A 15,543-nucleotide genomic window follows, 5' to 3' on the forward strand; every position below is an offset into this window, starting at 1 on the left:
CGACAAGGCGATCGAGTTCATCGTCGATTCCCCGTACCCGGCACTCGACCGGCGGCGCCCACGATCATGCTAGCCAAGGAAGAGCCTGTACGCCGGATTCCCGCTTTCGTTCCAGCAGGCGTAGCCGAGCTTGTCGAGGAACTGCTCGAAGTCGTCCATCTCTTCGTGGGGCACCTGCATGCCGACGAGCACCCGCCCGTAGTCGGCGCCATGATTGCGGTAGTGGAAGAGACTGATGTTCCAGCCGGCGCTCATCCGGCTGAGGAAGTTCATCAGCGCGCCGGGCCGCTCGGGAAACTCGAAGCGGTAGATCAGTTCATCTTCGATGGCTGGCGAGTGGCCGCCGACCAGATGCCGAATGTGGCCCTTGGCCATTTCGTCGTCGGTCAGATCCAGCGTCGGGTAGCCATGTCGGCGCAGGTGTTCGATCAGTGCGATCGACTCGGCTCGCGAACTCACCTGGACGCCGACGAAAACGTGCGCCTCGCGCGGGTCGTTGTAGCGGTAGTTGAACTCGGTGATGCTGCGCGAACCGATCAGCGAGACGAACTGCTTGTAGGCTCCAGGCCTTTCCGGCAGCGTGACCGCGAAAACTGCTTCACGCTGCTCACCGATTTCGGCGCGCTCGGCGACGAAACGCAGGCGGTCGAAGTTGATGTTCGCACCCGATGCCGTGGCGACCAGAGTCCTGCCCCTGAGCTGGTGAGTCCGGACATACTCCTTGACTCCGGCAACTGCCAGTGCGCCGGCGGGTTCGAGTACCGCGCGCGTGTCCTCGAAGACGTCCTTGATCGCCGCACAGATTGCGTCGGTGTCGACGAGGACCATGTCGTCGACGTACAACTGGCAAAGGCGGAAGGTTTCCTCCCCGACGCGCTTCACCGCCGCCCCGTCGGCAAACAGGCCGACGTGATCGAGGCGGATGCGCCGGCCCGCGCGCAACGAACGCGCCATGGCGTCGGAATCGGCGGCTTCGACGCCGATGATCCGGGTCTGCGGTCTGAGCCGCTTGATGTACGCGGCCACCCCGGAAATCAGGCCGCCGCCGCCGACGCAGCAGAACACCGCGTCGATCGGCCTGCCGTGCTGGCGCAGGATCTCCATGCCGATCGTGCCCTGGCCGGCGATTACCTCGGGGTCGTCGAACGGGTGGACGAAGCTCAGTTTCTCTGAACGTTCGAGCTCGAGTGCACGGGAGTACGCGTCGTCGTAGGACTCGCCTGCGAGGATGACCTCCGCGCCGCGCGCCTGAACGGCACGGACCTTGATCTGTGGCGTCGTCACGGGCATCACGATCACTGCCCGGCAGCCAACCTTGGCTGCGGCCAGCGCGACTCCCTGCGCATGGTTTCCCGCCGAGGCACAGATCACCCCGTGTCTGAGCCGCTCGGAAGAAAGCCCGGCAATCTTGTTGTACGCGCCGCGCAACTTGAACGAGAAAACCGGCTGCATGTCCTCGCGTTTGAGCAGCAAACGGTTTCCCAGTCGTTGCGAAAGTCCGGGCGCGGGATCGAGAGGCGTTTCGACGGCCACGTCGTAGACCTGTGCGTTGAGAATCTTTTCGAGGTAGTCCGTGGGCATGGCATCGACGACGACCGGGTAGGCAGTCGATTCTAACAGGCCGGGCGATCTCGGGTGCCTGTTCGCGGGTCGGCCGGGCGTTCCGCAATGGTCCGGGCTGGCCGGTTGGCGAATGGGATGCTGCATTGCGGTAGGCTAGAATGAATGCTTTGGTCGTCGCTGAGGGCGAGAATGAACGCACGGCTGCGCGAGATTCCCTACAACTACACGTCCTTTTCTGATCGGGAGATCGTCATCCGCCTGCTCGGTGAGGAGAAGTGGGCGCTGCTCGAGGAGCTGCGGACACAGCGGATTACCGGTCGGTCGGCGCGAATGCTCTATGAAGTACTCGGCGACATCTGGGTCGTGCAGCGCAATCCGTACCTCGAGGACGACCTGCTGGCCAGCCGGCAACGGCGCGAGGCGCTGGTCGAAGCGCTGCGTCACCGTCTACGCGAGATCGAGAAACGCCGCCAGGGGAACATTCGGGTGCGTCAGCTGATCGACGCGGCGCAGAGCGCGGTCGATGATTTCGCGAGACACTTCGCCGAGACGGCCAGACTGCGCGCGAGGGCGATCCGCGTGCTGTCCAGGCACACGCGTCGCGACAACATCGCTTTCGACGGCCTGGCGCGCGTCGCCCACGTCACCGACGCCACCGACTGGCGTGTCGAGTACCCGTTCGTCGTCCTCCATCCGGACAGCGAAGACGAAGTCGCACCGCTGGTGCGCGGCTGTATCGAGCTTGGCCTGACGGTCATCCCGCGCGGCGGGGGAACCGGTTACACGGGCGGCGCGATTCCGCTGACGCCTCTCTCGGCAGTGATCAACACCGAGAAGCTGAGCCAGATCGGCGCCGTCGAGGAGATCGTGCTGCCGGGCAGCGAGCTGCGCAGCGCGACCATCCGTACTGGTGCCGGCGTGGTCACCGCCCGTGTCGCCGAGGCGGCGGCTGTCGCCGGACGAGTGTTTGCGGTAGACCCGACTTCGGCCGAGGCCTCGTGCGTCGGCGGCAACATCGCCATGAACGCGGGGGGAAAGAAAGCCGTCCTCTGGGGGACCGCGCTCGACAACCTGTTGTGGTGGAAGATGGTCGACGCGACCGGTGAGCTGATCGAGGTCACGCGAATCGGGCACAACCTCGGCAAGATCCACGAACAGGGCATTGCTCGCTTCGAGGTCCGCCGCTTGCGCAGGGATGGCCAGACGCTCGATGGCCAGACGGAAATCCTCGACATCCCGGGCGCGCGATTTCGCAAGGCCGGTCTTGGCAAGGATGTCACCGACAAGTTCCTCGCCGGGTTGCCTGGTGTGCAGAAAGAAGGTACCGACGGCCTGATCCTCGCCGCGCGCTGGGTACTGCACCGCATGCCGTCGCACACGCGCACCGTCTGTCTCGAATTCTTCGGGCAGGTGCGTGAGGCAGTCCCGGCGATCGTCGAGATCGTCGAGCACTTCGGGCCAGGCGGCGCCGGGCGCAAGGCGGGCGTCATGCTGGCCGGGCTCGAACATCTCGACGAGCGCTACCTGCGCGCGGTAGGCTACGCGACCAAGGCGAAGCGCAAGGGTGAAGCCGTCGGCCGGCCCAAGATGGTCCTCATCGGCGACCTCGTCGGTGAACACGAAGCGGCAGTGATGCGCGCCGCCTCCGCGGTGGTGCGAATCTGCAATCTCCGCGGAGCCGAGGGCTTCATCGCCGTCGATGCCGAGACGCGCAAGAAATTCTGGCTCGACCGCTCACGGACGGCGGCGATATCGCGTCACACCAATGCCTTCAAGCTCAATGAAGACGTGGTCATCCCGCTGCCGCGCATGGCCGAGTACTGCGACGGCATCGAAAGGATCAACATCGAGTTGTCGATCCGCAACAAGCTCTCGCTGTGTGACGCGCTGACCGTGTTCCTCGGCGGGGAGCTCCCGCTGCACCGCGGCGACGCCGGCCTCGACAAGGAAATACTGATCGGCGATCGCCGGGTCGCTGCGCTCGAGGCCGTCGCTGCGGTGCGTGCGCGCTGGTCTTGGCTGATCGGGCACCTCGACGAGCCGCTCGCCGTCGCCGAGCAATCGTTCGCGGCGCTGGGCATACGTTGCGGCGAACTGAGAAATCGCGCCGCCGAGCCGACGCTCTTTCATCGCCTCCAGGATTACTCGTTGCGCGTGTCCTGGAAGGATGAACTCAGACCGCAGCTCGAGAACATTTTCGATGGCCTCGTCTATCGGCCGGTGCTGGAGCAGATCACGGCGATCCATCGCCAGGTTCTGCGCAGCCGGCTGTTCGTCGCCCTGCACATGCATGCCGGCGATGGCAATGTGCACACCAACATACCGGTCAACTCGGACGACTACGGGATGCTGCAGGCGGCGTACGGCGTCGTCGAAAGGATCATGGATCTCGCCCGCGGTCTCGACGGCGTGGTTTCCGGGGAGCACGGGATCGGCATCACCAAGCTCGAGTTCCTGGCTGAGGACGAGATTCGCCCCTTCCGCGAGTACAAGGCGCGCGTCGATCCGCAGGGCCATTTCAACAGGGGGAAGCTGCTCCCCGGAGCGGGACTCGGCAACGCCTACACGCCGTCCTTCTCGCTGCTCGGCACCGAGTCGCTGATCATGGAGCAGTCGGAGATCGGGAACATCTCGGTGATGATCAAGGATTGTCTGCGCTGTGGAAAGTGCAAACCGGTCTGCTCGACCCATGTTCCGCGTGCCAACCTGCTCTACTCGCCGCGGAACAAGATCCTCGCCACGTCGCTGCTGATCGAGGCTTTCCTCTACGAAGAGCAGACGCGACGCGGCGTATCGCTGAGGCACTTCGAGGAATTCAACGACGTCGCCGACCATTGCACGATCTGCCACAAGTGCGTCAGCCCCTGTCCGGTGGACATCGACTTTGGCAACGTCTCGATCAGGATGCGCAATCTGCTGCGCGAGCAGGGCCGCAAGCGCTTCGTCCCGGCGAAGGCAGCGGCGATGGCCTTCCTGACGATCAAGGAACCGACGACGATCAGGCTGGTCCGCCAGACGATGATCCGCTGGGGTTACCGCCTCCAACGTCTCGCCTACCGGGTCGGACGATCCTTCCGGATCACGCGGAGCCAGACGCGTCAGCCACCGGCGAGCGTCGGCGTACCGCGAATGGCCACGCAGATCATCCATTTCATCAACAAGCCGATGGCCGCCGGATTGCCCGTGCGGACCGCCCGGGCGTATCTGGACATCGAGGATAACCGGATCGTGCCGGTCATCCGCGACGCGCAGCGGGTCAATGCGGCGGATTACGACGGGGACGCCGTCTTCTATTTCCCGGGTTGCGGTTCCGAGCGGCTATTTTCGCAGGTCGCCCTGGCGAGCCAGGCGATGCTCTACGAACTTGGTGCGCAGACCGTGCTGCCGCCGGGTTACCTGTGCTGTGGTTACCCGCAGACGGCCGCCGGTGAGGCCGACCAGGGTCAGCGGATCACGACGGAAAACCGTGTACTTTTTCATCGGGTGGCGAACACCCTGAACTATCTCGACATCCGGACGGTGATCGTGTCCTGCGGGACCTGCCTGGATCAGCTCGAGAAGTACCACTTCGAGAAGATCTTCCCCGGCTGCCGGTTACTGGACATCCACGAATACCTGCTCGAAAAGGGGGTCCGGCTCGAGCGATCGGCCGACACGAGTTATCTGTATCATGATCCCTGTCACGCGCCGATGCGCCAGATGGGCGGGCTCAGGGTGGCCAATGAGATTCTCGGTCAGCAGGTCGAGTTGTCGGACCGTTGCTGCGGTGAATCCGGCACACTCGCGGTGACCCGGCCCGACGTTTCGACGCAGGTCCGTTTTCGCAAGCAGGAGGAGATCGAGCGCGCTGCACGCGGTCGGCGTGCTGGTGGCTTCACCGGCAGGATTGCCTTGCTCACCTCGTGTCCATCGTGCCTGCAGGGCCTGTCGCGCTATGAGGAAGACACGGGCACGCAAGCCGATTACATCGTCGTCGAGATGGCTCGCCGTCTCCTGGGCGAGGACTGGATGGCGCGTTACCTTGCCACGGTTGGCAATGGCGGGATAGAGCGCGTGCTGCTCTGAGCGTGGCCACGCCGTAAGCCTGCCTGCGGCCGGCCCCTCCTGGTCTCCCTCAGATCCCGCCGGGTTCCCTGGCCGGACCGCCAGCACACCGGCCAGGGGGTTACGGGCTCGTGGGCAACGTCGTTTGCTCTGTGACCTAGTTCCTAACGCCCCCCGACACCCAAGCTTATCGTTCGCCTCACGACGGCGCATCAGTGCGTCGAGTCATCGAGGAGTCGGAACGTGGGTGAGCATCCAGGGTTCGAGGATTGTGAGCTGTGCAGATCACCGGGGGGTGAGGTGGTCTGGGAAAGCGCACTGTGCCGAGTGGTCATGGTCAGCGATCCCGACTACCCCGGCTTCTGCCGCGTGATTCTCAACCGTCACCTCCGTGAGATGACCGATCTGTCCGCGGCCGAGAGGGTGCAGCTGATGCAGGTCCTGTTTGCCGTCGAGACGGCTGTGCGCGTCCTCTATCAGCCGGACAAGATCAACCTGGCCAGTCTCGGCAACATGACTCCGCATGTGCACTGGCACCTGATTCCGCGCTGGCGCGATGACCGGCATTTTCCCAACCCCGTCTGGGCAGCTCCGCAAAGACTGCGCAGCCCGCAGCGCCGGGCGGTCGACGGGAGAGTCCTCGGCGACCAGATCATCAGCGCCCTGCGCACCAGATAGACGAGCAAAAAGCAGAAACGATCATGAACGCTGTGTTCTCCAGGGTCCCCGCCAACCCCAGGATCTGCGACCTGCAGACCGGCTTCGCAATTCTCGCACGCCTGCCTCTGGCCGACTCTGAAGAGGCGGTGTTGATCGTCAGTCGTCTCCTCGACGGGCTTATCAAGGCGCCCCCGGCCGCCGAGGTATACCTGCAGTTGCTCGAGCAGACGCGCATCTCCCTCTGTTTCATCGCTGAAGATTTGGCTCGCCGCTACACGGCCAGGCCCCTGCCCCTGGCCAACCTCGAAGAGGAAGCCTTTCGGCAGGTCGTCGCCAACTGGAGGAAAGCGGCGCGCGCTTATGCCCATTGCGCACGCCTCCTGACCCCTGACACCAGCACTGCTTACGCGGAGCGCGTGGCGTTGATCCTTCACCGCTGCATCCACTACACGGGCATGGCGATCGCCGAGCACCAGCGTGCTCGCCAGGAACTGCCGGCCGGACTGTGGCTGGATCTGCATGGCTATTACGCCAGCGCGGAAGAATGGGGTGTGGCCACATTTCCTGTTCCCGACTCTCTGGATTCCCATGGACGCAGCACGCATTGCACGGCCGAATTCGTCAGCCTGCTGCTCGTTGAACTGGCCAGTCCGCGTAGCCTGTCGCTTCGCCAACTGACCCTCGTCCGCCGCTGGGCCCACGAGTGGGCGCCGCTGGTCGGTGTCCACCCGTTACAGGGCGATGCCGACGGACCGCCGTTGGTCATCGACCTGATGCACGATTCCGGGGCACACTCGGTCAGCGAGGCGGGATCGCGGGAGAACCTCCGCCGCCTCGACTGTTCTCTTCTCGCGACGCAGATCGCCCAGGTCAGAACCCGGTTGCAGCAGAAGATTTCCCCAGCCCAACTCGGCCTTGGCGAAGATTGCACGGCTGCCGAGTGCCACCATCTGCTCGGTCGCCTGCACAAGCCCTGGGGTCTTCTGCGCATGGGTCGCCGCTTCCGCAGGCACGGCGCTTCCGGACAATCGAAGGTCTGCTACGGCTTTCCGGGAGTACATTTCCATGTTTCCGGAAGAGAGTTCTCTCAGCCGGGAATTGCCCGGGCTTACTCGCGGGACGAATTCGAAAGCCTTTACGCTTTCCGCCACATGGTCGACCCGACGCAGTTGCTCGAGGTTCGCCAGGTTCAGCTCGGCGTCAAGCTCGACAGCTGGGAGGTGCTCGATCAGTGTGCCAATGGCTTCCGCTTGCTCAGGTCGTCGGCCGGGCGAAAGGTCGAGACCGGGCAGCTGATCTCGATCTGTCCTTACGATGGCAGCGCTCACCTTCTCGCTCGAGTCGTCTGGCTGATGCAGGAGAAGGACGGGGCTCTGCAGGCGGGCGTTTCTGCCTTGCCGGGCAAGCCGCAGGCGGTCGCCGTGCGGACACCGCAGGGGGAGCCCGGACACACCGACGAGTACAGTCGGGCGTTCCTGCTGCCGGCATTGCCGGCGATCTGCGAAGAGGCGACTCTCGTCCTGCCGCGGGGCTGGTATCATTCGGATCGCGTGCTCGAGGTTTTCGTCGACGGTCCGTGCCGCGTCAGGCTGCAGCGCCTGGTCGATGAGGGGGCGGATTTCGAGCGGGTCAGCTTCATTCCTGCTTGAGCGCCATCCACCCGGCTGATGGCGCCGGGTGGCAGCTCACCGACCAGGGCTTTGCGCCGAGGCCTGTTTCAGCGCCCGAGCCGGGCCCGACACCAGACGGTGATTGAAGAAGTGAGCTGGAATCCCGACCAATACCTCAGATTCGACACGGCACGGCGCAGACCGGCGGTGGACCTGCTCGAGCGGATCACCATGCCGGTCGTTGCCCGCGCGGCTGACCTTGGTTGTGGCGCCGGCAACGTGACCCGGTTGCTCGCCGCCCGTTGGCCCGGCGCGCAGATCATCGGCATTGATCGCGACCCGGCGATGCTTGCCCGAGCCGCCGCAGAGCCCTCGGCAATTCGCTGGCTCTGCGCCGATGTCGCCGACTGGCGAGCCGAGGAGCCACTCGACCTGATCTTCTCGAACGCTGCGCTGCACTGGCTTCCCGACCATCAGAGGCTTCTGCCGACGCTCGTCGAACAGCTCGCGCCAGGTGGCACGCTGGCGATCCAGATGCCGGCAAACTTCGACGAGCCGGCGCACCGGATTCTCCGCGACCTGGCCGGCGAGCCACGCTGGCGCGAGGTGTGGTCCGGCGATTTGATGGGTCGCGTCCTGACGCCAGCCGAATACCATCGACTGCTGGCCGGCAAGTGCGGCCACGTCGATCTGTGGGAGACGAATTACTGGCACCTGCTGCACGGTGAACACCCGGTTCTCGAGTGGATGAGCGGCAGCACTCTGGTTCCTTATCTCGAACGGCTCGACGGCGTGGCCGCCAACGAGTTCCTCGCCGTCTACGCGGATCGTCTGCGCGCCGCCTATCCGTGTAGCGCGCAGGGGACGACGTTGTTTCCCTTCCGGCGAATCTTCCTGGTCGGCCGGCGTTGAATGACGCTTCCCGGCATCGACATCGCGTCACTTGCAGCGCTGGTCGTAGCCGCGACGTTCGCCGGCTTCATTGATGCCGTGGTCGGAGGAGGGGGGCTGATCCAGATTCCGGCGCTGTTCAGCGTACTGCCGCACGAGCCCGCGGCGACCGTCTTTGGCACCAACAAGCTGTCGAGTGTGTTCGGGACCGGCAACGCCGCCTGGCGCTACGCCCGGCGGGTCGACATGCCGTGGCGGACGACGCTGCCCGCGGCCGTCGCCGCTTTTGCCTGTTCTTATCTCGGGGCGATGGCCGTTTCCTGGCTGCCACCAGAGGTCCTCCGCCCGCTGATCGTGCTCCTGCTGATCTCTGCCGCGGTCTACACTCATGTCCGCCGCGACTTCGGCACCATACACCAGCCGCAGCACAGTGGGCGGCGCGAGTTCGCTTACGCCCTGCTGCTGGGTGGAGCGATTGGCTTCTACGACGGTTTCTTCGGCCCGGGAACGGGGAGCTTCCTGATCTTTCTCTTCGTCCGCTGGTTCGGTTTCGACTTTCTGCACGCTTCGGCGGCTGCGAAAGTGGTCAACGTCGCGACGAATCTCGCGGCTCTGGGTTTCTTCGTTCCGCATGGCCACATCCTGCCGCTGCTCGGCGCATTGATGGCCTGTTGTAACGTTCTGGGCTCGTTCCTCGGTGCTCACCTGGCGCTGCGCCATGGCAGCGGCTTCGTGCGCAAGTTCTTCCTCGCCGTCGTCAGCATGCTGATCGCCAGGTTTGCCTACGATACCTTTGTCTAGACTTGTCTCGCAGCGACTGGCGTCGCAAAATGCTTCCTTGCCAATCGTCGTGGTAACGATGGCGTCACACTCAACAACAGCCGGGGGTCAGAATGGGGATCAGGGGATCGATGGGTGGGCTGCTTGCGGTTCTGGGATGGGCTCTGGCCGCGGGCGTCCAGGCGGACATCAATGTCGGGGTCACGCTCTCGGCGACCGGCCCGGCGGCGTCACTGGGCATTCCCGAGAAGAACACGATCGCCCTGCTGCCGGCGACCATCGCCGGGCAGAAGGTCAATTACATCGTCCTCGACGATGCCTCGGATACGACGACGGCGGTCAAGAATGCGCGCAAGCTGATCGCCGAGGACAAGGTCGATGTGATCATCGGGTCGACGACGACGCCGAATTCGCTGGCCATGATCGACGTCGTCGCCGAGGCCGAGACGCCGATGATCTCGATGGCCGCCGGAGCCAAAATCATTGAACCGATGGATGCGAAGCGGGCCTGGGTCTTCAAGACCCCGCAGAACGACGCGCAGATGGCTACGGCGATCGTCGAGCACATGACCAACAACAACGTCAGGACCGTGGCTTACATCGGCTTTGCCGACGCTTACGGCGAGGGCTGGTGGAACGAGTTCTCGAAGATTGCCGAGGTGCGCAAGATCCAGATCGTCGCCAACGAACGGTTCAATCGTGGGGACACGTCGGTCACCGGTCAGGTCCTGAAGATCATCGCCGCCAAGCCCGACGCGGTACTGATCGGCGGGGCGGGCACACCGGCTGCATTGCCGCAGAAGTCACTCAAGGAGAAGGGCTACAAGGGAATCATCTACCAGACGCACGGGGTGGCCAACGCCGACTTCCTGCGGGTCTGCGGGAAGGATTGCGAGGGAACCTTCCTGCCGGCCGGGCCGGTGCTCGTCGCCGCCCAGTTGCCGGACAGCAACCCGATCAAGAAGGCCGCGCTCGAGTACCTCGGCAAGTACGAGGCGGTGCATGGCAAGGGCAGCGTGTCGACCTTCGGCGCGCACGCCTGGGACGCAACCAAACTGCTGGTCAGCGCCGTTCCCGAAGCGCTCAGGAAGGCGCAGCCTGGTACTCCGGAATTCCGCAAGGCGCTGCGCGACGCACTCGAAAAGACCAGGAACCTGACCGCAACCCACGGCGTGTTCAACATGAGTCCTCAGGATCATCTCGGCTTCGACCAGCGCGCGCGAGTCATGGTCAGAATTGACGGGGGCACCTGGAAGCTCGTCCAGTAAGCGTAGGCCAGGCATCGCGAGGCTCGTCCGGAGCGGTCGCAGTCTGCCTGGATCCGTTGGGGCGGCAGCTGGCCATGGTGCGCCGGGAAGAATGGGTCGATGAATCTGCAGATCGCATTGCTGCTGGGCCAGGACGGCGTGACCAGCGGGGCCATCTATGCCTTGCTGGCGTTGGCGCTGGTTCTCGTTTTCGCGGTCACGCGAGTGATCTTCATCCCGCAGGGCGAGTTTGTCGCCTTCGGGGCGCTGACCCTGGCCGGCCTTCAGGCCGATCGGCTACCGGGGACCATCTGGCTGCTGCTCGCTCTCGGGACTGCGATCGCGCTGGTCGAAGGCGGGGCGGCCCTACGCCAGAGACGCTACCGCCGGATTCCCCTGATCCTCCTGGTCAACTGCGCGGCTCCGCTGCTGCTGGCTGGTGCGCTGGTGGCGGTATCGCCGGCGGGGCTGCCATTGCCGATCCAGGTGCTGCTGGCGCTGATGCTCGTCGTGCCGCTCGGTCCGATGATCTATCGCCTGGTCTACCAGCCAGTCGCCGAGGTCTCGGTGCTCGCGCTGCTGATCGTTTCCGTCGCCGTGCACGTCACGCTGATCGGGCTCGGCCTCTTCTTCTTCGGCGCCGAGGGTTCGCGTACACCAGCGTTCACCGAGGTGAGCTTCGAGTTTGGTGAAGCCGTGCTCCAGGGACAGACGATTCTGGTCGTCGTCGCCAGTCTGGTGCTGATCATCGCCCTCTACTTCTTCTTCGAGCGGACGCTCTACGGCAAGGCCCTGCGGGCGACGGCGATGAACCGTACGGGCGCTCGACTGATGGGCATCTCCGGTCAGTTGGCGGGGATGCTGTCGTTCACGTTGGCGGCAGCGATCGGAGCGTTTTCGGGAATTCTGATCTCGCCGATCACGACGATCTACTACGATTCGGGTTTCCTGATCGGCCTCAAGGGTTTCGTCGGTGCGATCATTGGCGGGTTGGCCAGCTACCCCGTGGCCGCAGCCGGCGCCGTCCTGGTCGGGCTGCTCGAGTCGTATTCCTCATTTTGGGCGAGCGCCTTCAAGGAAGTGATCGTGTTCACGCTGATCCTGCCGGTCCTGCTCTGGCGCTCGCTGACGACGCGTCACCCGGAGGAGGGATGAGGCGCAGCCCCTACGACACCTACCTGCTGCTGCTCTTCGTCGGTGTCCTGGCCGTTGCGCCGGCGGTCCTGCCCGAGTTCTACGTTACCCTGCTGAACTACATCGGCCTTTATTCGATTGTCGCGCTCGGCCTGGTCATGCTCACCGGGGTCGGTGGCCTGACCTCTTTCGGACAAGCTGCCTTCGCCGGCCTGGGGGCCTACACGTCAGCGGTCCTGACCACCGTCTACGGCGTTTCGCCCTGGTTGACGCTGCCCGCGGGCCTGCTGATCACCAGCCTCGTCGCCGTTTCGCTCGGTCTGGTGACTTTGCGGCTCTCGGGTCACTTTCTGCCACTGGGAACGATCGCCTGGGGAATCAGCCTGTATTACCTGTTTGGCAACATCGATGCTCTCGGGGGCCACACGGGAATCGCCGGAATCCCGCCCTTGCAGATCGGCGAAGTCGAATTGCGCTCGGGGCGCGACTTCTTCTACCTCATCTGGGCGGTGTTGCTCGGCACGGTGCTGGCCACGCGCAACCTTCTCGATTCGCGCGAGGGTCGCGCCATCCGGGCGCTCAAGGGCGGATCGGTCATGGCCGAGGCGATGGGGGTCGACACGCCGCGCTCCAAGATCGTCGTGTTCACCGTCGCCGCGCTGTACGCGGGGGTGTCGGGCTGGTTGTACGCGCACCTGCAACGCTTCGTCAATCCGACGCCGTTTTCGTTGACTCAGGGCATCGAGTACCTGTTCATGGCTGTCGTTGGCGGCGTCTCGCATGTCTGGGGAGCGATCGTCGGGGCCGGCCTGATCACCGTCCTGAAACAGTCGCTGCAGGACTGGTTGCCGCGTCTCCTGGGACAGAGCGGGAATTTCGAGGCCATCGTCTTCGGGCTGCTGATGATCCTCGTCCTGCACCGGGCGCGCGACGGGGTCTGGCCGATGATCGATCGTCTGCTGCCGCAGCGCGTGTTGCATGGTTCGTTCAGTGGCGCCGAGGATCTGCCGCGCCGTCCACGACCGCAGGCGGGATCGGTGCTTCTCGAAGTGCACGACGGGAGCAAGCGCTTCGGTGGTCTCGTGGCCAACGATCGGGTCAGCTTTACCGTTCGGGCAGGCGAGGTCATGGCCCTGATCGGGCCCAACGGCGCCGGGAAGAGCACGATGTTCAACGGCATTTCCGGCGTCGACCCTTTGTCCTCGGGAACGGTCAGTTTTCGGGGTCAGCGCGTCGAGTCGCTGCCGGCACGCGACATCGCACGCCTGGGAATGAGCCGCACTTTCCAGCATGTTCGCCTGCTGCCAGGGATGACGGTGATCGAGAACGTGGCGATCGGAGCCCATCTGCGCGGGGGCAAGGGCTTCGTCGCCGCCGCCTGTCGTGCCGACCGGAGTGAGGAAGCGCGCCTGCTCAAGGAAGCCGCGAGGCAAATCGAGCGTTGCGGTCTGGCTGAGCAGATGTATGAATCAGCTGGCAGTCTGCCGCTGGGCAAGCAGCGCCTGGTCGAGATAGCCCGAGCGCTGGCCGCCGACCCCTGCCTGCTGCTTCTCGACGAGCCCGCGGCCGGTCTGCGCTTCCTCGAGAAACAGGCGCTTGCCGAACTGTTGAGACGGCTGCGCGACGAAGGGATCGGCATTCTGCTCGTCGAGCACGACATGGACTTCGTGATGGGGCTGGCTGACCGTGTGATGGTCATGGAATTCGGCCAGAAGCTCGCATCGGGGCTGCCCGAAGAGGTGCAGAGAAACCCGCTGGTCGTCGAGGCGTACCTCGGAGGCGTCGAGTGAGCAGTCTGGCAGTTGACGGCGAGAGGCCTGTGGTCCTCGAAGTGCGCGACCTCTCGGTCAGCTACGGCAAGGTCCAGGCGCTGCACGGCATTGCGCTCAAGGTGCACCGCGGCGAGATCGTCACTGTGATTGGTCCCAATGGCGCCGGCAAGACGACGCTCCTTTCGGCGTTGATCGGTCTTCTTCCGGCCTCCGGCGAGATCCTCTACCTCGGCGAGTACCAGGGCGCAGGCCGCAGCGTCGAGCAACTCGTGCGGCTGGGAATGACGCTCGTTCCCGAGAAGCGCGAACTGTTCTCGGAGATGAGTGTCGAGGACAATCTGCTGCTCGGGGCATTCGACCGCTATCGTGCCGGCCACCGGGACCAACTCGAGACGATGGACCAGGTGTTCGACATCTTCCCGCGCCTGATGGAACGTCGGGAACAACTCGCCGGCACCCTCTCGGGCGGCGAGCGGCAGATGCTGGCCATGGGCAGGGCGCTGATGGCCAAGCCCCGCTTGTTGCTGCTCGACGAGCCGAGCCTCGGCCTGGCTCCGCTGATCATCAGGGAAATCTTCCGGACCATCGCTCAGCTGCGGAAGACCGGAGTGGCCATCCTCCTGGTCGAACAGAACGCTCGCGCAGCACTGCAGATCGCCGATTACGGCTACGTCCTCGAAACCGGAGAATTGTCGCTCGCAGGGCCCAGCAGTGCGCTGGCTACTGATCCCCGGGTGATCGCCAGTTACCTCGGCTTGGGAGGACGGCGCTAGCGCCGTCCTCGTCCCGGAGCTAGGCGGTGGCCAGGCAGCGCCAGCTTCAGGGCTGTTGCAAGATGGCGGTTGGCTCTGGGCTGTGCAGACTGCGGCGTTGCCTTGGTCGCCTGGTCGGTCCGTTCGTGAATCGTTGCGTGATGAACCGTTCAGGGCAGCCGAACGTGCAGACGATCCCCGGCGGAAGACTGGCCATGGGTATCGAGTATCTCCGTCCGCAGTTCCTGGTGCAGTTCGAGTCCCCAGCGGTTCATCGCCTCCGAGACGAGAATCGCCTCTCCGCCGTTGAGGCAGCCATCGGCGCGGATGATGTCGAGAATCGCCCTCAGGGTGTCCTTGCGCAACTGTGGCGAGCGGATGTCGTCGAGCAGGTGATCGATCAGTTCGCGATCGAGCTCGATCTGGCCGACGTTCGGCGCACGGGCGCACTGCAGAAGGTCGTCACAGAACTCGTGGATCACCCGATGAAGCGTCTCGGGGGAGATCTGCAGACGCTCGTAGAGCGCCTTCTTCTCGAGCAGGTCGATCTCGCGGTTGTCCAGGGCACCATCGGCGAGCAGGGCGAGCGACAGGACGCGTGAGACGGATTCGGCGCTATCCGTGGTGTAATGACGCATGGTCTTCTCCTCGTGTAAGTGTCCCGGATGTCTCGGTCCGATCCGTTTCCGGGGTTGCATAATTGTGGGGTCGATCCATGATAAAGTCCAATGAGATAAAGCAGCATAACAATTTGTCTCAACTTATACATGACCCGCCGACGAATCACCTTCAGGCAGCTTGAGACCTTCGCCGTCGTCGCACGTCACAGAAGCTTCTCGAGGGCGGCCGCCGAACTCCATCTGACTCAGCCGGCGGTCTCTCTGCAGATCAGACAGATCGCCGAGACTCTCGGGCTGCCGCTGTTCGAGCAACACGGCCGGGAAGCGACTCTGACGGCGGCAGGTCAGGAGATGCTCCGGACGGTGCGCGAACTCGACGACGTGTGGAACCGCTTCGAATCTGCGATAGCCGATCTCAAAGGTCTTCGGAAGGGCAGTCTGCGGCTTGCCGTCGTGACGACCGCGAAGAG

General features: G+C 64.3%; 12 protein-coding genes. 10 read left to right on the forward strand and 2 right to left on the reverse strand.

What is annotated here, in order from left to right; genetic code table 11:
• Positions 1 to 69: 69 nt before the first annotated feature.
• Positions 70 to 1,581 carry a threonine ammonia-lyase, biosynthetic gene (gene ilvA, locus NFW05_RS04680; RefSeq protein ID WP_295303074.1) on the reverse strand — a complete coding sequence of 504 codons (1,512 nt, stop codon included), beginning with the start codon at positions 1,579 to 1,581 and terminating at the stop codon, positions 70 to 72.
• Positions 1,582 to 1,752: 171 nt separating this feature from the next.
• Here ilvA and NFW05_RS04685 point away from each other — a divergent pair, with 171 nt between their 5' ends.
• The 9 genes from NFW05_RS04685 (at position 1,753) to NFW05_RS04725 (ending at position 14,474) form a co-directional block, all read left to right on the forward strand.
• Entirely contained in the window at positions 1,753 to 5,628 is a 3,876-nt protein-coding gene (locus tag NFW05_RS04685; protein ID WP_295303075.1) for a DUF3683 domain-containing protein, read from the forward strand.
• A gap of 222 nt (positions 5,629 to 5,850) precedes the next feature.
• Complete coding sequence (locus tag NFW05_RS04690) at positions 5,851 to 6,285, forward strand: HIT family protein (RefSeq protein ID WP_295303076.1); 435 nt, start codon at positions 5,851 to 5,853, stop codon at positions 6,283 to 6,285.
• A 23-nt stretch (positions 6,286 to 6,308) separates the two neighbouring features.
• Positions 6,309 to 7,916, forward strand: coding sequence for a hypothetical protein (locus NFW05_RS04695; RefSeq protein WP_295303077.1), 1,608 nt, complete (start codon positions 6,309 to 6,311; stop codon positions 7,914 to 7,916).
• 99 nt (positions 7,917 to 8,015) lie between these two features.
• The gene (locus NFW05_RS04700; RefSeq protein ID WP_295303078.1) at positions 8,016 to 8,789 is read left to right on the forward strand and encodes a methyltransferase domain-containing protein; all 774 of its coding nucleotides are present in this window, start codon (positions 8,016 to 8,018) and stop codon (positions 8,787 to 8,789) included.
• A complete protein-coding gene (locus NFW05_RS04705) occupies positions 8,790 to 9,569 on the forward strand; it encodes a TSUP family transporter (RefSeq protein WP_295303079.1) in 780 nt (259 codons plus the stop codon).
• Between the two features lie 110 nt (positions 9,570 to 9,679).
• On the forward strand, positions 9,680 to 10,816 hold the full coding sequence (locus tag NFW05_RS04710; protein WP_295303080.1) for an ABC transporter substrate-binding protein: 1,137 nt from the start codon (positions 9,680 to 9,682) through the stop codon (positions 10,814 to 10,816).
• A 99-nt stretch (positions 10,817 to 10,915) separates the two neighbouring features.
• Positions 10,916 to 11,950, forward strand: a complete 1,035-nt coding sequence (locus tag NFW05_RS04715; RefSeq protein ID WP_295303081.1) for a branched-chain amino acid ABC transporter permease — start codon at positions 10,916 to 10,918, stop codon at positions 11,948 to 11,950.
• A complete protein-coding gene (locus NFW05_RS04720) occupies positions 11,947 to 13,719 on the forward strand; it encodes a branched-chain amino acid ABC transporter ATP-binding protein/permease (RefSeq protein ID WP_295303082.1) in 1,773 nt (590 codons plus the stop codon). Before NFW05_RS04715 ends, NFW05_RS04720 begins: the two co-directional genes overlap by 4 nt.
• Positions 13,716 to 14,474 carry an ABC transporter ATP-binding protein gene (locus tag NFW05_RS04725; protein ID WP_295303083.1) on the forward strand — a complete coding sequence of 253 codons (759 nt, stop codon included), beginning with the start codon at positions 13,716 to 13,718 and terminating at the stop codon, positions 14,472 to 14,474. Before NFW05_RS04720 ends, NFW05_RS04725 begins: the two co-directional genes overlap by 4 nt.
• 149 nt (positions 14,475 to 14,623) lie before the next feature.
• On the opposite strand, the gene NFW05_RS04730 is transcribed toward NFW05_RS04725, so the two are convergent.
• The gene (locus NFW05_RS04730; RefSeq protein WP_295303084.1) at positions 14,624 to 15,091 is read right to left on the reverse strand and encodes a hypothetical protein; all 468 of its coding nucleotides are present in this window, start codon (positions 15,089 to 15,091) and stop codon (positions 14,624 to 14,626) included.
• Between the two features lie 129 nt (positions 15,092 to 15,220).
• On the opposite strand from NFW05_RS04730, the gene NFW05_RS04735 reads away from it, so the two are divergent.
• Positions 15,221 to 15,543, forward strand: a 323-nt coding sequence (locus NFW05_RS04735) for a LysR family transcriptional regulator (protein ID WP_295303085.1), incomplete at its 3' end; no start/stop codon positions are given.

Source organism: Accumulibacter sp. (assembly GCF_023806625.1).
In the GTDB taxonomy this organism is placed as follows: Bacteria; Pseudomonadota; Gammaproteobacteria; order Burkholderiales; family Rhodocyclaceae; genus Accumulibacter.

What these genes read in the sequence shown, in the direction of transcription:
- ilvA (WP_295303074.1), bottom strand. Translation starts at nt 1,581, where the DNA reads ATGCCCACGGACTACCTCGAAAAGATTCTCAACGCACAGGTCTACGAC.
- NFW05_RS04685 (WP_295303075.1), top strand. Translation starts at nt 1,753, where the DNA reads ATGAACGCACGGCTGCGCGAGATTCCCTACAACTACACGTCCTTTTCT.
- NFW05_RS04695 (WP_295303077.1), top strand. Translation starts at nt 6,309, where the DNA reads ATGAACGCTGTGTTCTCCAGGGTCCCCGCCAACCCCAGGATCTGCGAC.
- NFW05_RS04705 (WP_295303079.1), top strand. Translation starts at nt 8,790, where the DNA reads ATGACGCTTCCCGGCATCGACATCGCGTCACTTGCAGCGCTGGTCGTA.
- NFW05_RS04710 (WP_295303080.1), top strand. Translation starts at nt 9,680, where the DNA reads ATGGGTGGGCTGCTTGCGGTTCTGGGATGGGCTCTGGCCGCGGGCGTC.
- NFW05_RS04715 (WP_295303081.1), top strand. Translation starts at nt 10,916, where the DNA reads ATGAATCTGCAGATCGCATTGCTGCTGGGCCAGGACGGCGTGACCAGC.
- NFW05_RS04720 (WP_295303082.1), top strand. Translation starts at nt 11,947, where the DNA reads ATGAGGCGCAGCCCCTACGACACCTACCTGCTGCTGCTCTTCGTCGGT.
- NFW05_RS04730 (WP_295303084.1), bottom strand. Translation starts at nt 15,091, where the DNA reads ATGCGTCATTACACCACGGATAGCGCCGAATCCGTCTCACGCGTCCTG.